Here is a 22,183-nt window from a genome sequence, read left to right on the forward strand (position 1 = left end):
GTGTCCATCCCAAGCAAATATTATAATGAGACATTCCGAGTGCTAACCGTTTAACGCCCGCTACAAGTTGCATTATACGGAGCGTATAAATAAATTGATTCGGCGATCGCTGCAACATGCCACCAAAAGTCAAAAAAGCAACTACATTAACACCAATGTGATAGCAAGCCTTGATCAAAAAAATCCTATACTATATCAAACCACACTTGCACTTGTGACTGGTTAGAGTAACTCACAAGCCCTGCATCTTCACTACGTGACGAAGCTTTATTAAATCTTCTGGCATTGACTTAAAAAAGACGTTTGGGCATAATACTTTGGGTCGCATACTTCGGAAGTCAAAGTAATGAAAAGCAAAATAACCGAAATGGATGTCGCACGAGCAATTCAGCGCTTAAAGACTAAAGGAATGAAACCAACCCTCAATTCCATTAGGGCCGAACTGGGAAATCAAGGATCCAAGACGACCATCTTACGGATGGTGCGAACACTTAGCGAGCAAAATAAATCTGCCAATCTTTCAATTACTCTACCTGCAGGTGCTGATGGCTCATTAGCAACTGCCAGCCTTTCAATAGAAGAGCCTTCTGCAATCGTCGAAAGTATTGAATCGCTGGGAGAGGCCCGAGTGATTGTCAACAGACTGTGCTTAACTATACAGCATTTAAAAACCGAACTGGCCATATGTCAATCCAACAACGAAGCTTTACGCTCATCTCAAAAGCAAGCGTTAGAGGCACTGCGCGCATCCATTAAATTGTAATGATGCGCGGACAACACCTGTACACCTTTCTCTGTATACGTTTTAGCTGTTTCTCCCCATCGATATTCTCGGCGCTCCCTCCATCCGCTCTACCCCTTAAATGCTTTGCCAGATTTATTCGCTCTAGCCAGTTCATTTCTCTAATGACGTAACGCCACGTTAGCCATACATCTGAATAATCTCTCCCACCGGGACTGTAATACCCTTCATAAACAGCCTCCCAAAATTTGATTACCCCACGTACTTCATAGCACGCGGAATCAAAAAAAACACACCCTGCTGCCTCTACAGCGCCGAAGACCACACTTGAAAATTCCTCCTGCAGGATAGTCCACTTTCGCTCAATAAGTAGTTGAGCAACCACATCTAAAAAATCCTGATAAACTTGACCGCCTCGTAAGTCAATGGCGGTACAAGTGCTCGCAATAAATATCGCTAGCCTATCGAAACTTTTATGTTTTTGCAGTTCCTTGAGCGAGTAATAACTACTCAGCCGAGATGCCGCTCCGTAGCGATTGAGCACATCAATTCTTGTTGAGTAGTCGCAGTCTTCCTTTAGAAGTTTCCACAGTGGATGGTGATACACATCAGATGCTTGAGGGCATACTAGCAGTAGCTGGTTGAATGTGCTGTGTTGAGGCTGATGCCCTCTCAAAAACAATCTCCATGGTTTTGGGTCCAGAGATCCTGATTCCATACCGTGGATTTGCTCAAACCACCTCGCCATTGCGTAGCCAGTGCGAGCAATCCTCGCCTCGTCTGCAATGGTCAGGGCCATCGCCTTCACCCTTAGGTAATCAACGGGCTGCTTACGTGGTCGCGCCACATCGTACTCCTAAATCGGGGTGATACGGTTCACACCGATTCTCAATGCGCGGCATGCCGAACCTTGTATAGCCTTGATTTTTAACATTTCTTTTGTTCGTAAATTCAGTTTTTTTGCCTCGTGACTACTCAATTCCTGCCCCCCTAGAATGGTACACATCGGCTTCAGTGTACCGCTATTCGTAATCAAATGCGGATCTGCGGAGCTTGCCAGGTGGAGAGATAAGAGAATTGAGCAATGGATCAGATTCTGGAAATTGGTGAGTATGTAATCGTAAATGGCGTGATTGCTGTTATTTCTGAACTGATCGACTCTGAAAATCTGAAGGTGAGAGAGCACGAGTCGGGTTTGTTATATACAGTGAATGTAGGTGATATCAGAGTGATTCCGAAATCATCTAAACAATCTGAGAGCTTCCGACTAGACCCGACAGATCCTGCTATAGCACAGTCCTTAGTGCAAGCTGCTGAGCGAGCAGAAGTGATCATGAAGTATAGAAGAGGCGAATTAAACGTTAAACAAAGCGGCGAGTTGCTCGGTATTAAGAAAAGCCAATTTTACAAACTCAACAAAAACTATAGCGAAGACTTTGGTCCATCTAGCATAGTACGCCAAACCGCTGGACCAAAAATCGGCTCTACCCGAATTAGCAAGCATATATCCGATATCGTGGACGAATGCTTTGATACACACTACAACGGGCCAGCAGCAAGTTATTCAGCAGTTTGGAGACAGGTCCAAGCGCAGTGCTTCAAGGAAGGGCTGCAATGCCCAAGTCTTGGAACCGTTAGCCGATTAATCAAAATGCACGACCAAAAAGAAAGAGAGCTCAAAAAAAACGGACAAGATGCAGCACGCCAAAAATTTGAGCCAAGGCCTGGAATCGTTGAAGCAAGTGCCCCACTAAGTATCGCTCAAACGGATCATACAATGGTGGATCTGCTTTTGCGTGCCGAGCACGACAGAAACATAATTGTCGGCCGCCCGTGGGTAACGCTAATCATTGACATATATAGCCGTGTTATTCTCGGCTACTACATCTCAATGTTCCCGCCGTCCTTGATTTCGGTACAGCAAAGTTTAGGGATGGCCGCGCTTCCGAAAAAGATGGGTTACTTTGTTAGCGATCTGGATTATGTGGAGTATCCTTATTACGGGCTTCCCCAAATAGTGCTCATGGACAATGCCAAAGAATTCAGATCTCTGACATTGCGTGCAGCCATGAGCAAGTATAACGTTAAACCAGAGTATAGGAAGCCGTATAAAAAGCATATGGGAGGACACATCGAGCGCTTGATCGGTACGTTCATGACTACTGCAGTACATTTCCTTCCTGGTACAACATATTCGAATCCACAACAACGCGGCGATTACAACAGCGAAAAACTATCTTCGTTGACCTTCAGCGAGTTTGTCACGTGGTTCGCTGGCCAGGTAATGATTTATCATGGAACGGTGCACTCAGCGCTAAAGAAATCGCCTAAAGACGCCTGGAATGAGTATTTCATCTCTAAAGGAACAACTCCACAACTGATTACTAATCCTAAGCAGTTTTTCATCGACTTTATGCCGGAACTACAGAGACCGGTGCACAATAGTGGCATCCATGTTAATGGCAATAGGTACCACTCGCAGGGTATCAACCAAGTTCAAGGTCGGGGAAAAATCACTATCAAGTTCGACCCCTACAACCTAGAACAGATCTGGGCTAAAGTCGGCGATAACTATGTCCAAGTACCCAAAATAACCGGCGAGCATGATTTCATAAACTATGAAAGCTATAGGTGCAACCGTAAATTTAACAAGTCTGCTCCGCCTGGCACCATCACTGATCCGGATGCTCTTCGCCAGGTCTTGAAGAATAATGACCTGGTTAAAAATAGCCGTAAACGCACTCGTGCTGCCAGCGTGATGAACAATGCAGATGAAGCTAGGCGTCAGCACAACCGCGCAATAAAATCCGGTTTGCCTAAATCTCATTTTCCTGACTCGATCGAAAATCCGCAAGCCACTGCCCATCGCAACGTAAACTTTTCATTGCCCCCAACGCTGTACGACTTGACAGACTGATCAACTCGAGCCGAGCAAATATACGTGTGGTTTCTAACTTTAGATTGTCTTTGTTGTAAGCGACCCATGGCGTGTTTACACATTCAATCAAGAAGGAATTCGATATGACTGAAACATTCGCAAATCAAACTAGCAATAATTTTTCAGGTGCACATGTAAGGGAGTCGCGCAGGCCTTTGCTGCTACTTGAACCTGAGCAGCGAATGGCGATCTGTTTAGAAGATGTATTTCTCGACTATCCAATCGCAGACTCGATTCTCAAATCAATAGACTACATGCTTCAGTCAAAAAACAAAGTGCAAGCACCCTGCATGCTGATATGGGGTGAAGGCGGATATGGCAAAACCAGCCTGATCAGGAAAATCAAGGAAAGAAACGTTGAGCAAACCAATAAGCTTGTTTTCATGAGTATGCGGCAGACACCAGAGAACTACAACTTTCGCGAGCTATTGCTTGAGGCCTTCGGGATCCCGCTAACCAAAAAATTTAGTGGTTTTAATGCCTCGAAGGAGTTCGCACGCACAGTCGCGCATAACAATATCAAAGGTATCGTTATTGACGAAATTCATGACGCGCTCACGCTGACCCCTTTTCAACAACGCGCAAATTTATCGCTACTTAAAAATCTTTCTGGAGAGCAATTCAATCTGAGCGTGATTGCGTCTGGTACAGAAAAAGCCAGCGAAGCACTCCGACTCGACGCCCAACTGGAGAGACGTTATCTACAGTGGCCTCTCGCAAAGTGGGAGCTCGACGAAAACTTCCGTTCCTTCCTGCTTGCTTATGAACGCACTTTACCGCTAAAAAATCAATCACGGATATGGGATGAGGTAATCGCGCGGATGATACTAAAAACATCCTCAGGAATTATGGACAATGTTGCGAAAATTATTCAGGTTGCGGCTGCGGAAGCAATACGTACTGGTGAAGAACAAATTAGCGCAGAAATCATAGAGCATGTGCACCGGCTTGCTCCACACTATGGAGTTTCGCTAATGAAATCTCATTGAGCTCGGGAAATTTTATGAATGAATTAAGCTTGCTGACCCGGTCGATCCATGACGACATGCAGTTTTTAACCCCGCAAGTAACGAAGTGCATCGACGAAATCCAATCGCATCATAAGTCTCAGAGTGAGCGCCGCCAACGCATGCCTCTTGTAGTGTGCGGCAAATCTGGAAGCGGAATTTCGACAGTAATGTCCCGAACAGCTAAGCAATTCAAATTAACGAGCACAGGTGTTGTAGTATTGCAACGTCAAGATCTTGCCCTCTACTCACCGTATCAATTGCTGCTCCACCATTATGGCTTCAGACCGGCCGACAGTGCGCGACTCGCCTCATCATACGATCTGCCTCTTTACATCACCAAGCTTTTGGCTATGGCTGAACCTGAGGTTATTATTTTGGATGATTTTCTTAATGGAGTTATTGGAAACAAAGACAAATCCAAGCATTTAGCCCAGTGGACTAATTTGGCAAATGCAATGCCGCAAACATCGATAATTTTCGGCAATCCAGGTCGCCGTACACCTACATGGTTATCTAGCGCCCCGAACTACAAATCAGTCTATATAGATGAGTGGTCACCAGGCCCTTCATTCGACCTCTACCTGAGTCAAATTTCCGATCTGGCACTGACAAAATATGGTCTGAACATGGAGCTGCAAGTATTTCAGAGCCAGCTCTATCAACATTCCCATGGCAACACTGGAAACTTGATCCGTCACTTGCGGCAACTCGTCATAAATCTAATGCTAAATCAGCAGTCAGATATGACATTATTTTTTGCCACAAAAAAACTAAAGGAGTTGATTGAAGACAATGCCAGGATCTTCTGTTAAATCGCTATGTGACGATGAATCTTTTTCTTCATTGGTAATGAGAGGTGTCTTAGACGCCCCGGCGGCTCAAACTTTCTACGATGAAATCAAAGATTACACACTCGAAGGCGACCCCGATTTCGATCACGCTTACACTCAATCAGGTTCTGCGCCTGTTTACGACAGGATTAAGCCGAATGACTGCTGGATAATCCCTCACACCGTTTCCGATTTTGTTTGCATGCAGTGCTTGGCGTCATCATTGAAGGAATATCACGCTTTGAGGTTTATGAAAGCCTGGCGTCAAGTGGCTCAGCCCTTTTGTAAATCACATAATAAATTACTGGATTCTTTCCCAGCCAGGAACAGCGACTTAATGAACTTCCTAGTACAGAAGCCCAGTTCGCTGCGCACTACCCTCCCAGAAAGCATACTTCAGATGATTGCTTGCACCGCTAGGAAAATATATGAAGACTTGATTGAAACAATGCATTTCGAATGTCCCGCTGCCGCCCAGAAGCGATTCAGTTCTTTCAGGTTCCTACTTGAATTATTCCTTCATGCACAGTCCGATTCCGGAGGCATCGCGTCTTTTTATATGAGTGCCCCGAGGTCCCGTAATAGCCGATGGCAGCCATTCAGTTGGCAGTCCAGCTTTCAAACGGGTGCAGTGATCAGCAACGCGCTGGAGCGCGCGTGTGCAATTATTATGTATCACGCCATCTCATCGGACGCTTCGCAAATATCAATCGCTCCTATTACGTCCCAAATTTCCGGTTTCGGCTACCACTACCCAATTACACCCGAATCAATCGGTAGCTTGAGTAGATTGGTAATGAGCGAGGTTAATCCAGCCGTCACAGCAAGATTGCACAGTTACTCCGAAATACTGAATTGTAGTTCTTATCAGCGTTTTCTTCGAGGGTTCCATCATGACAAATGTTAGACTTACACATATTCGAATCAATTGTTTAGACCTAGGTTTCCCGGTCTACGACCAATTCAAAATGGCCACGCTTACCCCGCAAATAATAATTTGCAGTGATGTGTGCCTAGGAACAATAATTGCTGCTGGCATCACGCGACGCGAAACCATTCACGACTTGTCATACAAAATAAAACTTTTTCTGCGTAGCGACTTCTCGATAATCCGCGACCCGTCAATATCAGCCAACTCATTAACTTTCCAATGGTTTTCATACTGTGGGATCACAGCAGCGCCAACCAAACACATACAACAAAAACCGATTCCATTTATTGATGACCTGGACTTGAGCGAATCTTTACAGCGCTTACCTCTTTACTATCTGCGCTTACTACTGGACCGCAACTTAAAGCTCATTCATTTAGAAAGGTTTGTATTAAGCATTCTTAGACAGCACAATAAAAAATGTCAGATACCGACACTCCAACAATAGGCGCAAGTGGAGAAGAACGAGGCGTCAATAGCCGTTAATGGGTGGAATTTCTCCCGATTTAAAGAAAAATTTTCCACTAATTAACAGTTAATCGGTGAAAAAAGTCTTAAAATCAATGACTTGGGGATTTCCACTTTTGCTCTGATGGTCACAGTCTGCGTGATCTCTACCCTTCGCTTTCCCTCGAGGCACTCACTGTGATTGCGACGGCAGCTGGAACGGCACAGTCAGGCGGATACGACCCGCCGTGCATCCCTTCGCACGGCTTGAGGCGGTACGCCAAATCCGCGGATAAACACTTCTCGCAGGTGCCGGCGATCCCTGAAGCCTGTCTCCCGGGCTACTACATCCAGGCTGTGCCGACTCTGCTCAATCATCAATCTGGCAGCTTCGAGGCGCAGGCTTTCCACGGCCTTCGCCGGTGATTGCCCAGTCTCGGCGGTGAATACGCGGGTGAATTGCCTGGGGCTCAGATGAACGACCTCAGCAAGTTCGTCCACACTGAGTGGGCGGTTAAGGTACTTACGGGCGTAATCCAGAGCCATCTGGATGCGATCAGATTTTGGTGAAAGCGACAGCAGCTCGGAGTGCTGTGATTGTCCACCGGAGCGGCGCTGATGCATGACCAGCTTACGCGCCACTGACCGTGCCATATCGGTGCCCAGATCCTTCTCGACCATGGCCAGCGCCATGTCCAGTGCAGCGGTCATACCTGCAGACGTCCATATGGGCCCGTCCACGATGAAGATCCGGTCTTCTTCAACTTCGATCTTTGGGTGCAACTCGCGAAGCTTGTTCGCATAGGCCCAATGCGTCGTTGCCCTCCGGTTATCGAGCACACCTGCCTGCGCCAGCACGAAGCAACCCGTGCATAGGCCTGCCGTGCGTCTCGCTCCATCGACAAAGCCACGCACGCTCGCCAACACGTCTTCATTTGGCGGTATCAGAGGCGTCAATGTCCCCGTGATCATCCAGGTATCGGCCAAGCCTGGAGCACCCAAGGGTAGCGTATCCATGTACATCCCGAGAGATGAACGGACGGTGCCGCCCTCAATGGAAAAGTTCTGGATCTTGTAAGCCGTTTCGCCGGCAACAATATTCGCGAACTCGAATACAGCCTGAGTCGCCAGTGACATGACCTGGAAACCTTCAGTGATGAGGTAGCCGACCCGGTGCATGGTTTGAAGCTCCAATATGCGATGTCCTAAAAACGTAGCATAAGCGTCGTTTAAGACAAGAGGACCTTCCCGCATCATGATTCCACATCAAACGCTGGAGCATGACCATGACGCACGCATTCAGAGGCACCGCGCTCATCACGGGCGCTTCCACAGGGATCGGTTCGATCTATGCAGAGCAGCTTGCACGTCGCGGCTACGACCTGGTGCTGGTTGCTCGCAACCGTGAGCGACTCAACGCCTTAGCCGGTCGGCTCACTACCGAGACCCAACAGGCTGTGGAGGTGTTCGCAGCTGACTTGGCTGATGCCGAGGGCCTGCGCCAAGTGGAGCGCAAGCTGCAGGAAGACGCCAGCATCACAATGCTGGTCAACAACGCAGGTGTTGGTACTCATACCAGCTTGCTGGATAGCGATGTGGAGCGCATGGCTGAGATGATCAATCTCAACATCACCGCCCTCACCCGCCTTGCCTACGCTGCCATCCCAGGGTTCGTTGCTCGCCAGCGTGGCGCCGTCATCAATATTTCGTCCGTCGTGAGCCTCGCGCCAGAGATGCTCAATGGCGTTTACGGCGCCAGCAAGGCGTATGTCACCGCCTTTACCCACTCCCTGCACAAAGAACTTGCGGACAAGGGCATCAAGATCCAGGCGGTACTGCCTGGCGCCACTGCAACCGACCTCTGGCAGATCGGCGGCTTACCCCTCGAGAACCTTGACCCCGGCATCGTGATGTCGGCCCAGGATCTGGTGACTGGCGCCTTGCAGGACTTCGACCAGGACGTATTGATCTCCCTACCGTCGTTGCATGACCTGCAGGCTTTCGAGCGTTACGAAGCCAGCCGGCAAGCCCTGTTCGGCCAGCTTTCCAAGAGCCAACTCGCTCCGCGTTACAGCGCCAACTGACTATTCGCTAAGGACACCATTCATGAAACTGACCGCCAACACCATTTTTATCACAGGTGGTACTTCAGGCATTGGCCGCGCCCTTGCCGAAGCCTTTCACCAGCGTGGCAACAAGGTGATCGTTGCAGGCCGCCGGCAGGCACTGCTGGACGAGATCGCTCATGCGTACCCTGGCATCGACACGGTAAGACTGGATATCAACGACCCCCAGCAAATTGCACAGGTGGCCCAGAAGGTTATCCAACGCCACCCTTCGCTGAATGTGATCATCAACAACGCCGGGATCATGCCCTTCGATAACCCAGCATCCGGTGATTACGACGATGCCCAGGCGGTAAGCCTGCTGGAGACTAATTTACTCGGCCCAGTACGAGTCAGTGCCGCCTTCATTGAGCATCTCAAGCGCCAGCCGGACGCATACATCATCAACAACAGCTCGGTGCTGGCCTACCTGCCACTGGCAGCCACCGCACTGTATTCGGCTACCAAGGCAGCCATCCACTCCTACTCCCTTTCGCAGCGCTTCACCCTGCGTGACACGAGCGTCAAGGTCTTGGAGATCGCCCCACCCTGGGTCGATACCGATCTGATCCACAAAAGCGGTGACGACCGTGCAATGCCGCTGGATGACTTCATCCAGGAAACGCTGGCCAAGCTTGAAACCGCTACGACCGAAGTCTTGGTAGACCGCGTCCTGCCGCTGCGTGCGAACCAAGGGGCCAACGAGCATGAACTGATCAACCAGTTCAATCAGTCCGTGGTCGAGAACCCGATCCCGGTTGCCTGACCTGACGGACTATGGGGTGTCTGGATCTGGTCACCAGTGCCTCATGCTACTTTCATTGCAAGCGAGAAAGTCTTACTGCATTCAGGCTGTTTTTCGAGTGAATCGAAGCGAATAGCCTACGCCCACTTTGAATCTCATAGAGGTAGCACCATGAAGGCTGTCGTTTACACCCAACCCGGATTACCTATTCAAGACGCGCAATCGCTGTATGACGCAGAAATACCTGAGCCAGAACCCGGTGCCCGTGATCTGCTCGTCGAAGTCCGCGCCGTTGCCGTCAACCCGGTCGATACGAAGATTCGCGCCAGCCGCGGCGGTGATCAGCCACAGGTCTTAGGGTGGGATGCTGTTGGAGTCGTCCGCGAGATTGGCTCGGAAGTGACACTGTTCCAGCCTGGTGATGAGGTGTTCTACGCTGGCGCCATTGATCGTGCTGGCAGCTACAGCGAGCGTCACGTTGTGGACGAGCGCATCGTTGGGCACAAGCCTCGCAGTTTGGATAATGCCAGTGCCGTAGCCCTGCCACTCACGTCCATCACTGCCTGGGAATTGCTGTTCGATCGTTTGGGCGTTGAAGAGAATGGTGGCGAGGGTCAAAGCCTTCTTGTAGTCGGTGCTGCAGGTGGTGTGGGTTCGATCCTGGTTCAGCTAGCCAGGAAGCTGACTCAGCTCACCGTCATCGGTACCGCTTCCAGGCCTGAGACTCAAGCGTGGGCCAAGGAGCTGGGAGCCCACCATGTCATCGACCACACGGTCTCGATCCCTCTTCAGCTGCAGGAATTGAAGCTGAATCCGGTCGATTATGTGATCAGTTTGACGCACACCGACACCTACCTTCCTCAGCTTGTTGAAGTGCTTCGGCCCCAAGGCAAGCTCGCACTAATCGATGATCCAGCGCAGCTCGATGTCATGCCGCTGAAGCGAAAATCGCTGTCCCTGCACTGGGAACTCATGTTCACACGCTCGCTGTACAAGACCGAGGACATGATCAAGCAACACCACCTGCTTGATAGGGTGTCGAAGCTGGTTGATGACGGAATTCTCAGGACGACGATGGGCCAGCACTTCGGGACGATTTGCGCCGAAAACCTCAAGCGTGCTCATGCCCTGATCGAAAGCGGAAAAGCGCGGGGCAAGATTGTCCTGGAAGGCTTCTGATCGCAGCTCCAGACTTGTTGCTCAGAGATAATCAGCCGCTTGCGCTTGAGTATGCCGCGCTGTCCTCCGGTGATTTCGTTCACCGCGCTGTCGAGGCCGCCGACCTGATCATCAACATCGGCCACGACGTGATCGATGAAACTCTCTTCGGGTGCCCAAAATAGGCACCCTTCTTTTTTTGGCCTGAGTATCCGGTAGCGCGCAAATTACCCGTCCAGCCAGGCTTGCGTCAGCCGCACCCAGAAGCTGGCACCGACCGCAAGAATGTCGTCGTTGAAGTCATACTCCGGATTATGCACCATGCACCCTCCCCGGCTGCCAATACCATTGCCGATGTAGGCATAGCAGCCGGGCACCTGTTCCAGCATGTAGGCAAAGTCCTCGCTGCCCATCACCGGCCTGGATTGCGCCAGCACACGCGCCTCGCCCAGCAGATCGAATGCGACTGCCGTGGCGAACTCGGTCATGTGCCGATCGTTGACCAATACCGGGTAACCCCGGTCGTAATGAATTTCGGCATGCAGCCCAAAGCTTTCCGCCTGGCCGACCACCAGTGCCCGGATACGCTGCTCGACCAACTGCCGCACCTTGACATCCAGCGTACGCACCGACAGCCTCATCTCGACGCTTTCCGGAATGATGTTGAACGCCTCGCCGGCATGCACGCTGCCCACCGATATCACCGCAGCATCGAGCGAATCGACATCACGCCCGACGATCGTCTGCAGCGCAAGCATGATGGCGCCCGCCGCAGGCATCGGGTCGCGGGCGCGGTGGGGAAATGCGCCATGCCCGCCCACGCCGCGCAAAGTAATCGTCACGTTGTCCGAAGATGCCGTCATCGGACCCACGCAGAAGGCCATGTCACCGGCGGCGATGCCGGGCATGTTGTGCAGGGCGAACACGGCATCGCAGGGGAATCTGTCGAACAGGCCGTCATCCATCATCGCCTTGGCACCGCCAAAGCCTTCCTCGGCCGGCTGGAAGATCAGGTTCAGGGTGCCGTTGAAGGCACGGGTCTGCGCCAGGTGGCGAGCCGCGCAGAGCAACATGGCGGTATGACCGTCATGCCCGCAGGCATGCATCTTCCCCGCATTCACGCTCGCATAAGGCAGGCCGGTGTGCTCGGTGAGTGGCAAGGCGTCCATGTCCGCACGCAGGCCGACGCTGCGGGTGCCGTTGCCGGAGCGCAACACGCCGACCACGCCAGTGCCGCCGAGGCCTCGATGGACCTCGTACCCCCATGCCGCCAGGCACTCGGCTACCAGGTCACTGGTCACGGTTTCTTCAAAGGCAAGTTCAGGGTACGCATGGATGCGTCTGCGCAGCTCGATCGACTCTGGCGCAATGGCAGCGATGTCGGGCAAGACGGGGGACATGGTGTTTCCTCATGGGCGGGTTCTTGTGTGAGCGGAGCCTATCCCCCATGGCGGCAACTCATAAGCCAATGAATGGTGTTGGTGTTCACCGACGATTGCCGCTGGGCAGCCACCCGCACAGCACAGATAATCCGCTCCCCCGTCCAGGCCACGGATCGTCCATGAAATACCACCAGCTCAAAGCCTTCGTCACCATCGTCGAGGAAGGCAGCATTCGTGCAGCAGCACGGCATCTGCACCTGTCGCCTGCTGCGCTGACCAAAGCCATCAAGGAACTCGAGCACGTCCTGGGCGTGTCGTTGATCGTGCGCACCACCCGGGGCGTGCAACTGACTGCCATCGGACAGCAGCTCAACGTCCGCGCCCGGCTCATCGTTGCCGAGATGCAGCGCGCCCGCGAAGATGTCGAGCAAGCACGCGACGGGGCCGTCGGCTCGCTGGCGGCCGCCATCACCCCGGCCACGGCCCTGACCATCCTGCCGGAGGCCTTTGCCGCCTTCCGCCGTCGCTTTCCTGGCGCACGGGTCAACATCAGCGAAGGCTTCCCGGGTACCGCGTTACGGAAACTGCACGACGGCACACTTGATTTTGCCGTGTTGGCGATGGGAGCCGAGACGATCGCCGACGAATTCGAGCACGCGCCGCTGTACCGGAGCGAGCTGGTGGTGGTCGCCAGGCACGGCCATCCCCTGTCGCACGCCACCAGCCTCGCAGAACTGGTCGATGCCGACTGGCTGCTCAACCTGGCGCCGGACAGCTCATCCCAGGTGCTGTTCGATGCCTTCCACCGGCAGGGCCTGCCGACACCGACGCGTATCGTCGAGTGCCTGAGCTATGGCGTTTCCCATGGCCTGGTCCAAGGCTCCGACCTGATCACGGCCATGCCCCGCCAGTTGCTGGACTTCAAGTGGCAACGCTCGGTGTCGGTGCTGCCACTTGCAGACACCATCCCGCCGATATCGATGCAGATCGTCACCCGGCGCAACAGCCCGCCCACCCCTGCGGCCAGCCTGTTGATCGACTGCCTGCAGGACGCTGCCAGAAGGCGCGGGCTGGCCTGAGCGTCGAGGGTGGCAAACCACGGTGAACACCGTGGCTTTTTGTTGGCTCGTTAACCCGCCGTGGAGATCGTAGCCTTGCCCCTGCGCCGCCCAAGGTCAAACGGGAGCGGCGCCTGTGCTCGATCACTCGAAAAACAATAATCGGAGAGCCGCCCTTCATGCGCCCGACATCGAAACACCGCTCCTTCACTACCGTCTTCCTGGTCGAGCTGTGGGAACGCTTCGGCTTCTACGGCATGGCCGCGCTGCTGGTGCTGTTCATGATCGACAAACTCGGCTTCGAGGACAGCCGCGCCAACCTGACCTGGGGCGCCTTCAGTGCCCTGGCGTTTGCCGCCCCCGCCATCGGCGGCTGGATCGGCGACCGGGTTCTCGGCGCGCGCCGCACCATGATCGCTGGCGCCGTGGTGCTGTGCAGCGGCTACCTGATGCTGGCCCTGGCCCGGCAGGAACTGCCCTACCTATTTGCGGCCCTGAGCGTGATCGTGGTCGGCAATGGCCTGTTCAAGGCCAATGCCGCCAGCCTGGTTCGGCGCATCTACGAAGGCGATGAGGCGCGCATCGACAGCGCCTTCACCACCTACTACCTGGCGATCAACCTCGGGGCGGCGGCCTCAATGCTGGCGACGCCCTGGATCAAGGACCACTGGGGCTGGAGCGCAGCCTTCGCGGTATGTTGCGCCGGCATGGCCATCGGCATTCTCAACTTCCTGCTGATGTACCGCACGCTGGCACACATTGGCTCGCCCGCCGATAGCCAGCCGGTGTGTTGGAAGCGCGTCGCCGGCATCGTGGTCGGCGCTTTGGCATTGTGCTTGTTCACCGCCCTGGTCCTCGAACACACTTTGCTGGCCACCTTCACCATCTGGGCCGCCGGGCTCAGCATTCTGTCGATCTTTGTTTACATGACGATCAGAGCGGCGCCAGCGGAGCGCGCCGGACTACTGGCAGCACTCATACTGACCCTGCAGGTGTTCCTGTTCTTCATCTTCTACCAACAGCAATACACCTCCATCACGCTGTTCGCACTGCGCAATGTCGACCCCCGCTTCACCTTCTTCGGCCACACGCTGTTCACCTGGAGTGCCGCCCAGTTCCAGGCGCTCAGCGCTATCTGGATCATCGTCCTGGGCCCGTTCCTGGTCTTGCTCTACAACCGGCTGGCCAGCCGTGGCCACGATGCCCCGGTCGCGGTGAAGTTCACCCTCGGCTTCGCTGCGGTCGCGGCCAGCTTCTTTCTGCTCGCGGTCAGCGGGCAGTTCGCGGTGGACGGTAGAGTGTCGTCCTGGTTCGTGGTATGGAGCTATGCGCTGTATGCGCTCGGCGATTTGCTGATCAGTGGCCTGGGCCTGGCGATGATCTCGCGCTATGTGCCAATAAGGATGAGTGGCTTCATGATGGGCGCTTATCTGGTGGCTGCGGGAGTAGCTCAGTACCTGGGCAGTGCGGTGGCGAACCTTGCGCAATTGCCGCCAGCGGGCATGCAGGCGGCCCTGTCGCTACCGCTCTACATGCGTTTGTTCAACGGGCTTGGGTGGGCAGCTCTAGGGGGAATGACGCTGGCGTTACTGTTGTTACCGTTGCTGAAAAGACTGTCGCTGGCTCATCAGAGCAATACGACAGAACTGGAAGAAGCAAGTACTACTATTGAGCGTCCAGCAGTTACTGGCTAGCCGGCGGCGACGACCACCGCTTCCCAGTGTACCCGCAGCGAGTTGCTGACATCCCTGACTTGGCCCGACTCAATGGCACAGAGCGGACATTGACTGCGTCCAAAAAAAGGCTGCACCACCTGTATCGCACGTATGCAATTGAGGAGGTGCAGCCTTTCGCTGCTCTACTTCAGCGTGGTTATCTAGCTATCTCGCACCCTCGCAAAAGCGGTGGATGGCCTGGCACGCCGCACGCAGAGAATCGTCATCGAGCGCATAAGCAATACGGAGGTAGCCAGAAAGACCAAAAGCACTGCCCTGAACGACTGCAACGTTGGCCTCCTCCAGCAAGGCCAGGGCCACGGCCTCATCATTGACCAACTCACAACCGGCGGGAGAACGTTTGCCGATCAACCCTGAACAGTCGGCGAAAGCGTAGAAAGCCCCACCTGGAATTTCGCAGCTGATGCCCGGCGCCTGGTTGAGCAACTGGACCATGAAATCGCGACGCCGCTGGAAGACTTCGCGGCTATGAGCGATGAAGTCTTTCGGACCGTCGAGGGCAGCGATTGCTGCGTGCTGCGAGATGGAACAGGCACCTGAGGTCTGCTGCCCCTGAAGCTTCTCCATCGCCTCGAGCAGCCAGCGGGGACCGGTAGCAAACCCGATTCGCCAACCCGTCATGGCATAGGCTTTCGACACGCCGTTCATGGTCAACGTTCGTGCAGCCAGACGTGGTTCAACCTGGGCAAGCGTGAGGAAGTCACGGTTGTCGAAAATCAGGTGCTCATAGATGTCGTCAGCGAGAATCAGAACCTGCGGATGGGCCAGCAACACCTCAGCCAGAGCCTGCAGTTCGTCGCGATCGTACACAGCGCCCGTGGGATTGGACGGCGAATTCAGGATCAGCCCGCGGGTGTTCGGGCCGATGGCTTCGGCCAGTGCTTGCGGGGTCAGCTTGAAGCTCGATTCGGCGCCGCAAGCGACAATGCGCGACTCGCCACCACACAGCTCAACCATTTCCGGATAACTGACCCAGTACGGCGCGGGGATCACAACTTCGTCGCCTTCGTTGAGGGTTGCGGCCAGGGCATTGAAGATGACTTGCTTGCCGCCGCTGCAAACCAGCGTGTCCTGCCAGCTGACGTCGAGACCATTTTCACGCTGGTATTTGCGCGCGATAGCTTCCCGCAATGTACGAAGGCCGGCCACCTGCGTGTAGCGAGTGTGACCATTGTTGATTGCACTGATGGCTGCAGTACGGATGTGCTCCGGCGTATCGAAGTCAGGCTCACCCGCGCAAAGCGAAATGATCTTCGCCCCTTCTGCGCGTCGTGCAGCCACACGGTCGATTATCTTATAGGTTGCCGAAGGCTTGGCAGCCTCCAAGCGACGGTTCAGCGTTTCCAGGCTCACGCGTGTTCCTCCGGGTGAGTAAGGCCCATGAGGTCCATGGTCGTGTGCCCCTCGCGCAGCTTGGCCATGAAAGCTGCTTCTTTATCAGCACGCTTCTGACCTTCACGAAGCGTGCGCTCTACTGCATGCGCCGGGATGATGATCACGCCGTCCTCGTCCGCGACGACCAGATCGCCGGCGCTTACTTGTGCACCGCTGAAGCCGAACGGTTTACCTACTGAAGGCGTGGTCGCCTTGACGGTACCTTTGACCGAGATACCCCGCGCGAACACCGGGAAGCCATGCGCTTCAAGCGCGGCGATGTCGCGTACACCGCCGTTGATTACCAAGCCGACAATGCCTGCGGCTTGCGCCGCCACCGTGAGCACTTCACCCCAGTAGCCAGCAATGAAGTCGGCGCAATCACAAACCAGGACGCTGCCGCGCGGCGCTTTGGCCACGGCCAAGTGCAGGCCCAGGTTGTCACCAGGCGAACACTGCAGCGGGTATGCGGGCGCAGCAATGAAGGCGCCCTTCCAGACAGCGCGAATCTTGCGGTCGACCGCACATGGCAGCCCAGAGGCCTCATACAGGGTGGAACTGCCGAGGACCTTTGCAATGTTCTGATAATCGTGTGGAAGGCTCATGGCTGTTTGCTCTGCAGGGAGTAGTAACCGAGGGCGGCACGCGCTTCTTTGAGGCGCTTGCCAGTGGCGATCTGTTCGCGGATCTGTGCTTCGACGTGTTCGATGCGACGGGCCGTTTCAGCGACCTCCTGCGCACGATTGCGAGGGACGATGACGACACCGTTGGCGTCAGCGACAACGATGTCGCGGGCGCAGACTCGAGCTTGGCCAACCGACACCGGATGGTTTACACCCACGACTTCCACGCGGTCCTTACCGGTACGCATGAAACGGCCTTTGCTGAACAGCGGGTAGCCTTCGCCCAGCGCCTTGTTCACATCGCGGCAGACTCCGTCAATGACCGTGCCAGCAATACCCCGGGCCAGTGCGTACTGGGTCATGATGTCGCCCCACACCGTGCAATCGGTACGGCCGTCATTGGCGATGACCACCACATCGCCTGGTGCTACTTCATCAATGAAGTCACCGACAGTACCGGGCGGTGTGCTCGCGCTGACGTACTGAACAGTGAAGGCAGGACCGACCACGACCTGGCTGTAGTTGGCCAATGGCGCGATACCGAAGGCCTGGCCTGGAAGGCCCAGTTTATCCATCGCGTCGGACACCGTCGGGGTATCCAAGCCCTCGAACAAGGCAACCAGGTCTTTATCAGAAAGGCTCATATCAGTGCTCCACCTTGATGGCTTCGAATTGCGTGTCGTGCATGACTTCTTCGACCGAGCGACCGGCGCGAACAGCGTCGACCATGCCGGCTTGGCGGCGGTCAATACGCTCGGCCAGATCAAGCACTTTCTCGATGGCATTGGCCGGAACGAAAACGGTGCCGCATTCGTCGGCAATCACGTAATCGCCCTCATCAACTTCAACACCCGCCATGCGAACTTTGACGGCCGCGTTAATCTGGATGAGTCGGTTGCGCGCGCTGATCATGGTCACGCCGCGACCGAAGACCGGGTAACCGATATCTGCGCTGCCGCAGATGTCGCGGCTGAAGCCATCGATGATCGAGCCACGAATGCCTTTGCGCTGGGCTGCGTTGGCCAGGATGTCGCCCCAGCTGGAGATACCGTCGACACCACCGGCGATCACCAGCACGCGGTCATCGGTGGTGACCTGCTCCACGACCGGGGTAATCAGGTGAACGGTGGGGGCCACGTTCTGCTTTGGCCCCAACTGCACGGTGCTGGCTCGGCCGACAATTTTGGGGCAGTTCCAGAGCGGCATCAGGCCGTTAGTGGCGCCAGGCAGTTCGAGGAAGTCCAGAGCGTCCGACACTGTGTTGGTATCGAGCGCAGCCAGGCGTTCAAGCGGGGCTTTCAAGCTCATCTGTTGCAGGCCTCTTGTAGGTGAGGCTTGAGTATCTGCGCCGAGTTTTGATACGTATATTACGAAGAAGCTAAGCTTGTTATATCCCAAACCTATGGAAAAGCGCCGTGATCAACTTTCGCTTGATACGCCACCTTTGGCTGTTCCTGGCTGTGGCAGAAGACCAGAATTTCAGTCGCGCGGCCAAGCGGCTGGGTATGTCGCAACCGCCGTTAACCGAACAGATCCAGGCGCTCGAACAGTCGCTACGCGTTCAACTTTTTACCCGTTCTCGCCGCGGAGCACAGCTGACTGCCGCCGGTGCCGCGATTCTTCCCGCAGTCCGGAAATTCGCAGATCAACTGGAGCGACTCGAGTTGGCGGTTCACGAAGCCGTCGCAGGCCATGCCGGCGTGGTGACCATCGGGGCCATTACATCGGCGATGATCGACGTGCTACCGCCGTTGATCGAGCGCTTCAAACAGAATCATCCGTTGATTACGGTATCGGTTCGGGAGATAGATAGCGCTGAAGCCATACCCGCACTGGAAGCGGGTGATATCGATATTGCATTCGCACGCCTGGAAGGGCATCTCGGTCGACATATTCAATCCTTGCCGTTGTCCGAAGACAGGCTGGCCGTAGCGCTACCCAAAGACCATCCCTTGGCTGCCAAGGAGTCAATTTCTCTACAAGCGCTCGCGGACGAAACCCTGGTCATGGCTTCACGGGATGTGAGCCCTGTGTACTTCGACTACCTGGTTGGGCAGTGCAAAGCCAGCGGCTTCGCACCGCGCATCGTCCACCAGGTGCGGTCCGTATCGTCACAAGTCGCCTTTGTCAGTTGCGGACAAGGCATCGCATTGGTACCGACGTCTATGGGTAAACTCGCGCCGGAGAATGTCCTTATCCGCCCCCTGCATCCCGAAGTGAAAGTGGTGATCACGGCCATGGCCTGGCATAGCGAGCACAAAAAACCATTGGTGGAGGCAATGATCGACCATGCAAGACAAGATTTGCAGTCATAGGCCAGGCGTATGACAGGGTTCGTGGCTTCGTATTTTACAAATCATTTGGCGCGTTCAACATTGGGGACTCTGTTATAGGAGTTTGTAACCGTGCCCCATGCAGCTCGCTTCACGTACGAGAAAGTCCCACTGACCATCGATGGTGTACAGCTCGATCTGGCGGTGATACACCGCACCGGGCCAAAAACACCCATCCTGTTCCTCCACGGTTTCGGTTCCACCAAAGAAGACTACGCCGATATCACGCTGCAAGCGTCTTTCGAAGGACACCCCTTCATCGCCTATGATGCGCCAGGCTGTGGTGAAACGGAGTGCGCCGACCTCTCGCGCATCAACATCCCATTCCTGGTGAAAACCGCGCAGGCCGTGCTCAGGCATTTCGGATTCGACAAGTTTCATCTGGTAGGCCATTCCATGGGGGGGCTGAGCGGCTTGGTATTGGCTCACGAAGAGCCTGATCGCATTCAAAGCTTCGTTGATATCGAAGGTAACATCGCACCTGAGGATTGCTTCCTCAGTCGGCAGACCCATGATCATGATCGTGAGGACGACGCGGGCTTCTTCCGTGATTTTATCAATCGCACCCGGTTGGCTTCTGATCCTGCAAGTGCACTCTATGCAGCCAGCCTCGCGCATAAAGTACGGACCGGCGCAGTGCGTGGCATTTTCGAATCGATGGTGGATTTGTCCGACAATGCTCAGTTGATGGACAAGTTCCTCGCACTACCCTTCCCGCGCCAATACATGTATGGGATAACCAACTCACACCTGTCCTACCTCGACCATATCGCTGCACAAGGTGTGGAGCTGGCGTGCATCCCTGATTGCGGTCATTTCCCGATGTATTCGAATCCCGCCCTGATGTGGAAGCACATCAAGGCTTTGCAAGACCGCGCCTGAGCGGATCATATCTTTACTCAGATGTCGCCAGGGCTAGATCATAAGCGAGGCTAATCGAGCATGAGCAACATTGATTAAACTGATGACCGGAAGGCATGCACACTGTCGCCTTTTCCAATCGGGAGTCACCCAATGTCAGGCGAAAAATCGATCACAGCGCTGCTCCGCGGCATGAGCCCTGTCCTCAACGAAGGCGACTATGTGTTCTGTACGGTTAACGATGCCGCAGCGCTTCAATGTACTGATGTGCTGGGTACATTCCGCGAAAAAGAAGGCCTTACCGCTATCATTGAGCGCGAGCGAGCCGACGCACTGGGCCTTGAGTACAGCTTCGTAGCCGCCTGGATCACCCTCACAATCCACTCTGCTCTGGATGCGGTGGGGCTGACGGCAGCATTCGCGACTGCACTCGGTAAAGCCGATATCAGCTGCAACGTCATCGCCGCTTTCTATCATGATCACATTTTCGTTGGGAAGGATGACGCCACTAAAGCCATGGACGTCCTCCGCACGCTATCGAGCGGAGGTGAACCCAAGTAGGGCGTGACGATCACTGCTTTCGATCAGACTTACGTTGATCGAAAGCGTGGCCCCCTTGCCCTACTGGCTCATTTCAGGACAGCGGGAAAACTGTACAAAAAAATCCCGCTGTATAGATTTCTCCCAACACCTGCACTATACCTTGTACATCCATCAGATTTTGTACAGGTATTGTGCATGTCCACCTACCTGCAACATTTCACCGAACGCTTTGCCGCGCTGGATTCAGGCCACCTTGACCTGCTGGGTGACTTGTACAGCGAGGACATCACCTTCCGCGACCCACTGCATCAAATCAGTGGCCTGCCGGCCCTGCGTGCCTATTTCACCCAGCTGTACGCGAACGTTGCCGAGGTCAGCTACACCTTCGAAGGCCTCGACGAACCGCAACCGGGCTACGGCTATATTCGCTGGACCCTCAATTACCGCCACCCACGGCTGGCCCGTGGCCGGCCAATCAGCCTGCAAGGTTGCAGCCACCTGCGCTGGCGCGGCCGTGTGCACTTTCACCAGGACTACTTCGACGCCGGCGCCTTGCTGTACGAACATGTGCCGGTCATGGGCGGGGCCATACGCTGGCTCAAGGGCCGGCTGGCATGAGCCGGTGCTGGCTGACCGGTGCCAGCAGCGGCATCGGTGCAGTGCTGGCGCAGCGCCTGCTTGAACAAGGCCACCAGGTAGCGCTCGGGGCGCGCCGGACAGAGAGCCTGGCGGCGCTGGCCGCGCGCTACCCCGGCCAGGTACTGCTGGCGGTGGGCGATGTGAGCCAGCCTGAACAGGTGGCGCGCATGGTCGAGCAGATCGAGCAGGCCTGGGGCGCGCTGGACCTGGTGATTCTCAACGCCGGCACCTGCGAGTACCTGGAGCCGGGGCAGTTCGACCCGACGCTGGTCGAGCGGGTGATCCGCACCAACGTACTCGGCACCAGCCAATGCCTGGCCGCCGCCCTGCCCTTGCTACGGCGCGGCCAGCAGCCACATCTGGTAGTCATGGGCAGCTCGGTCGGCTGGCTGGCGCTGCCCCGCGCGGGGGCATACGGTGCGTCGAAAGCGGCGCTGCGCTACCTGGTCGAGTCGCTGCGCATTGATTTGGCCCACGAGAACATCGCGGTCACATTGGTCAGCCCCGGCTTCGTCGACACGCCGCTGACCCGTCGCAACGACTTCCCCATGCCCCAGCTGTGGAGCGCCGAGCGTGCCGCTGACCATATCGTCGCGCGCCTGCCACGACGCCCGCTGGAAATCGCGTTCCCGGCCACCTTCACCCTGGTGCTGCGCCTGCTCGGCGCAATGCCGGCACGCTGGCGCCTGAAACTGGGCCGGCGCCTTGCCCGGCAACCACAGGCCTAG

General features: G+C 55.1%; 21 protein-coding genes and 1 pseudogene. 15 read left to right on the plus strand and 7 right to left on the minus strand.

The annotated features are described in order from the left end of the window. Nucleotides 1–346 precede the first annotated feature (346 nt). Nucleotides 347–763, plus strand: a complete 417-nt coding sequence (locus IAE39_RS07280; RefSeq protein WP_201200792.1) for a DNA-binding protein — start codon at nucleotides 347–349, stop codon at nucleotides 761–763. Here IAE39_RS07280 and IAE39_RS07285 read toward each other — a convergent pair. Further along, nucleotides 753–1,541, minus strand: a complete 789-nt coding sequence (locus IAE39_RS07285) for a hypothetical protein (RefSeq protein WP_201200793.1) — start codon at nucleotides 1,539–1,541, stop codon at nucleotides 753–755. The genes IAE39_RS07280 and IAE39_RS07285 overlap by 11 nt on opposite strands. Before the next feature lie 285 nt (nucleotides 1,542–1,826). Between IAE39_RS07285 and IAE39_RS07290 the strand changes: the two genes are divergently transcribed. The 3 genes from IAE39_RS07290 to IAE39_RS07300 all read left to right on the plus strand — a co-directional run bounded on the left by IAE39_RS07290 (nucleotide 1,827) and on the right by IAE39_RS07300 (nucleotide 5,502). After that, a complete protein-coding gene (locus IAE39_RS07290; protein WP_201200794.1) occupies nucleotides 1,827–3,659 on the plus strand; it encodes a Mu transposase C-terminal domain-containing protein in 1,833 nt (610 codons plus the stop codon). Nucleotides 3,660–3,763: 104 nt separating this feature from the next. Further along, nucleotides 3,764–4,669: a TniB family NTP-binding protein gene (locus IAE39_RS07295; RefSeq protein WP_201200795.1), complete on the plus strand. Its 906-nt coding sequence runs from the start codon at nucleotides 3,764–3,766 to the stop codon at nucleotides 4,667–4,669. A gap of 14 nt (nucleotides 4,670–4,683) precedes the next feature. Next, complete coding sequence (locus tag IAE39_RS07300) at nucleotides 4,684–5,502, plus strand: ATP-binding protein (protein ID WP_201200796.1); 819 nt, start codon at nucleotides 4,684–4,686, stop codon at nucleotides 5,500–5,502. Nucleotides 5,503–7,126: 1,624 nt separating this feature from the next. On the opposite strand, the gene IAE39_RS07305 is transcribed toward IAE39_RS07300, so the two are convergent. Then, nucleotides 7,127–8,077 carry a GlxA family transcriptional regulator gene (locus IAE39_RS07305; protein WP_201200895.1) on the minus strand — a complete coding sequence of 317 codons (951 nt, stop codon included), beginning with the start codon at nucleotides 8,075–8,077 and terminating at the stop codon, nucleotides 7,127–7,129. 107 nt (nucleotides 8,078–8,184) lie between these two features. Between IAE39_RS07305 and IAE39_RS07310 the strand changes: the two genes are divergently transcribed. From IAE39_RS07310 to IAE39_RS30070, 4 genes and pseudogenes are all read left to right on the plus strand, one after another. Continuing rightward, the gene (locus tag IAE39_RS07310) at nucleotides 8,185–8,982 is read left to right on the plus strand and encodes an SDR family NAD(P)-dependent oxidoreductase (protein ID WP_201200798.1); all 798 of its coding nucleotides are present in this window, start codon (nucleotides 8,185–8,187) and stop codon (nucleotides 8,980–8,982) included. A 22-nt stretch (nucleotides 8,983–9,004) separates the two neighbouring features. After that, nucleotides 9,005–9,769, plus strand: a complete 765-nt coding sequence (locus IAE39_RS07315) for an SDR family oxidoreductase (protein ID WP_201200799.1) — start codon at nucleotides 9,005–9,007, stop codon at nucleotides 9,767–9,769. 150 nt (nucleotides 9,770–9,919) lie between these two features. Further along, complete coding sequence (locus IAE39_RS07320; protein ID WP_201200800.1) at nucleotides 9,920–10,927, plus strand: zinc-binding alcohol dehydrogenase family protein; 1,008 nt, start codon at nucleotides 9,920–9,922, stop codon at nucleotides 10,925–10,927. A gap of 44 nt (nucleotides 10,928–10,971) precedes the next feature. Further along, a pseudogene (locus IAE39_RS30070) lies at nucleotides 10,972–11,076 on the plus strand (hypothetical protein); the annotation flags it as partial. A gap of 57 nt (nucleotides 11,077–11,133) precedes the next feature. Here IAE39_RS30070 and IAE39_RS07325 read toward each other — a convergent pair. Next, the gene (locus IAE39_RS07325) at nucleotides 11,134–12,306 is read right to left on the minus strand and encodes a M20 aminoacylase family protein (protein ID WP_201200802.1); all 1,173 of its coding nucleotides are present in this window, start codon (nucleotides 12,304–12,306) and stop codon (nucleotides 11,134–11,136) included. A gap of 161 nt (nucleotides 12,307–12,467) precedes the next feature. Here IAE39_RS07325 and IAE39_RS07330 point away from each other — a divergent pair, with 161 nt between their 5' ends. Beyond that, entirely contained in the window at nucleotides 12,468–13,367 is a 900-nt protein-coding gene (locus IAE39_RS07330; RefSeq protein ID WP_201200806.1) for a LysR substrate-binding domain-containing protein, read from the plus strand. A 158-nt stretch (nucleotides 13,368–13,525) separates the two neighbouring features. Then, nucleotides 13,526–15,040: a peptide MFS transporter gene (locus tag IAE39_RS07335; protein WP_201200808.1), complete on the plus strand. Its 1,515-nt coding sequence runs from the start codon at nucleotides 13,526–13,528 to the stop codon at nucleotides 15,038–15,040. Nucleotides 15,041–15,226: 186 nt separating this feature from the next. Here the strand turns inward: IAE39_RS07335 and IAE39_RS07340 are convergent, their stop codons facing one another. The 4 genes from IAE39_RS07340 to IAE39_RS07355 are packed head-to-tail and all read right to left on the minus strand — an operon-like array spanning nucleotide 15,227 to nucleotide 18,387. Further along, nucleotides 15,227–16,435, minus strand: coding sequence for a pyridoxal phosphate-dependent aminotransferase (locus tag IAE39_RS07340; protein ID WP_201200810.1), 1,209 nt, complete (start codon nucleotides 16,433–16,435; stop codon nucleotides 15,227–15,229). Then, on the minus strand, nucleotides 16,432–17,061 hold the full coding sequence (locus tag IAE39_RS07345) for an RraA family protein (protein ID WP_201200812.1): 630 nt from the start codon (nucleotides 17,059–17,061) through the stop codon (nucleotides 16,432–16,434). Before IAE39_RS07345 ends, IAE39_RS07340 begins: the two co-directional genes overlap by 4 nt. After that, on the minus strand, nucleotides 17,058–17,723 hold the full coding sequence (locus IAE39_RS07350; RefSeq protein ID WP_201200814.1) for an RraA family protein: 666 nt from the start codon (nucleotides 17,721–17,723) through the stop codon (nucleotides 17,058–17,060). The genes IAE39_RS07345 and IAE39_RS07350 overlap by 4 nt, the downstream gene beginning before the upstream one ends. A gap of 1 nt (nucleotide 17,724) precedes the next feature. After that, entirely contained in the window at nucleotides 17,725–18,387 is a 663-nt protein-coding gene (locus IAE39_RS07355) for an RraA family protein (RefSeq protein WP_201200816.1), read from the minus strand. Nucleotides 18,388–18,494: 107 nt separating this feature from the next. On the opposite strand from IAE39_RS07355, the gene IAE39_RS07360 reads away from it, so the two are divergent. From IAE39_RS07360 to IAE39_RS07380, 5 genes are all read left to right on the plus strand, one after another. Continuing rightward, the gene (locus IAE39_RS07360; protein ID WP_201200818.1) at nucleotides 18,495–19,394 is read left to right on the plus strand and encodes a LysR substrate-binding domain-containing protein; all 900 of its coding nucleotides are present in this window, start codon (nucleotides 18,495–18,497) and stop codon (nucleotides 19,392–19,394) included. Between the two features lie 90 nt (nucleotides 19,395–19,484). Then, nucleotides 19,485–20,294: an alpha/beta fold hydrolase gene (locus tag IAE39_RS07365; protein WP_201200820.1), complete on the plus strand. Its 810-nt coding sequence runs from the start codon at nucleotides 19,485–19,487 to the stop codon at nucleotides 20,292–20,294. Nucleotides 20,295–20,426: 132 nt separating this feature from the next. Next, nucleotides 20,427–20,834 carry an ACT domain-containing protein gene (locus tag IAE39_RS07370; protein WP_201200822.1) on the plus strand — a complete coding sequence of 136 codons (408 nt, stop codon included), beginning with the start codon at nucleotides 20,427–20,429 and terminating at the stop codon, nucleotides 20,832–20,834. A 177-nt stretch (nucleotides 20,835–21,011) separates the two neighbouring features. Continuing rightward, nucleotides 21,012–21,434 carry a nuclear transport factor 2 family protein gene (locus IAE39_RS07375; RefSeq protein ID WP_201200824.1) on the plus strand — a complete coding sequence of 141 codons (423 nt, stop codon included), beginning with the start codon at nucleotides 21,012–21,014 and terminating at the stop codon, nucleotides 21,432–21,434. After that, a complete protein-coding gene (locus tag IAE39_RS07380; RefSeq protein ID WP_201200826.1) occupies nucleotides 21,431–22,183 on the plus strand; it encodes an SDR family NAD(P)-dependent oxidoreductase in 753 nt (250 codons plus the stop codon). Before IAE39_RS07375 ends, IAE39_RS07380 begins: the two co-directional genes overlap by 4 nt.

The organism is Pseudomonas sp. S37 (genome assembly GCF_016658545.1).
Classification (GTDB): Bacteria; Pseudomonadota; Gammaproteobacteria; order Pseudomonadales; family Pseudomonadaceae; genus Aquipseudomonas.

Excerpts from the sequence above, each read along its gene's own strand:
- IAE39_RS07280 (WP_201200792.1), top strand. The coding sequence starts at position 347 with ATGAAAAGCAAAATAACCGAAATGGATGTCGCACGAGCAATTCAGCGC.
- IAE39_RS07285 (WP_201200793.1), bottom strand. The coding sequence starts at position 1,541 with ATGGCCCTGACCATTGCAGACGAGGCGAGGATTGCTCGCACTGGCTAC.
- IAE39_RS07290 (WP_201200794.1), top strand. The coding sequence starts at position 1,827 with ATGGATCAGATTCTGGAAATTGGTGAGTATGTAATCGTAAATGGCGTG.
- IAE39_RS07295 (WP_201200795.1), top strand. The coding sequence starts at position 3,764 with ATGACTGAAACATTCGCAAATCAAACTAGCAATAATTTTTCAGGTGCA.
- IAE39_RS07300 (WP_201200796.1), top strand. The coding sequence starts at position 4,684 with ATGAATGAATTAAGCTTGCTGACCCGGTCGATCCATGACGACATGCAG.
- IAE39_RS07305 (WP_201200895.1), bottom strand. The coding sequence starts at position 8,077 with ATGCACCGGGTCGGCTACCTCATCACTGAAGGTTTCCAGGTCATGTCA.
- IAE39_RS07310 (WP_201200798.1), top strand. The coding sequence starts at position 8,185 with ATGACGCACGCATTCAGAGGCACCGCGCTCATCACGGGCGCTTCCACA.
- IAE39_RS07315 (WP_201200799.1), top strand. The coding sequence starts at position 9,005 with ATGAAACTGACCGCCAACACCATTTTTATCACAGGTGGTACTTCAGGC.
- IAE39_RS07320 (WP_201200800.1), top strand. The coding sequence starts at position 9,920 with ATGAAGGCTGTCGTTTACACCCAACCCGGATTACCTATTCAAGACGCG.
- IAE39_RS07325 (WP_201200802.1), bottom strand. The coding sequence starts at position 12,306 with ATGTCCCCCGTCTTGCCCGACATCGCTGCCATTGCGCCAGAGTCGATC.
- IAE39_RS07330 (WP_201200806.1), top strand. The coding sequence starts at position 12,468 with ATGAAATACCACCAGCTCAAAGCCTTCGTCACCATCGTCGAGGAAGGC.
- IAE39_RS07335 (WP_201200808.1), top strand. The coding sequence starts at position 13,526 with ATGCGCCCGACATCGAAACACCGCTCCTTCACTACCGTCTTCCTGGTC.
- IAE39_RS07345 (WP_201200812.1), bottom strand. The coding sequence starts at position 17,061 with ATGAGCCTTCCACACGATTATCAGAACATTGCAAAGGTCCTCGGCAGT.
- IAE39_RS07350 (WP_201200814.1), bottom strand. The coding sequence starts at position 17,723 with ATGAGCCTTTCTGATAAAGACCTGGTTGCCTTGTTCGAGGGCTTGGAT.
- IAE39_RS07355 (WP_201200816.1), bottom strand. The coding sequence starts at position 18,387 with ATGAGCTTGAAAGCCCCGCTTGAACGCCTGGCTGCGCTCGATACCAAC.
- IAE39_RS07370 (WP_201200822.1), top strand. The coding sequence starts at position 20,427 with ATGTCAGGCGAAAAATCGATCACAGCGCTGCTCCGCGGCATGAGCCCT.
- IAE39_RS07375 (WP_201200824.1), top strand. The coding sequence starts at position 21,012 with ATGTCCACCTACCTGCAACATTTCACCGAACGCTTTGCCGCGCTGGAT.
- IAE39_RS07380 (WP_201200826.1), top strand. The coding sequence starts at position 21,431 with ATGAGCCGGTGCTGGCTGACCGGTGCCAGCAGCGGCATCGGTGCAGTG.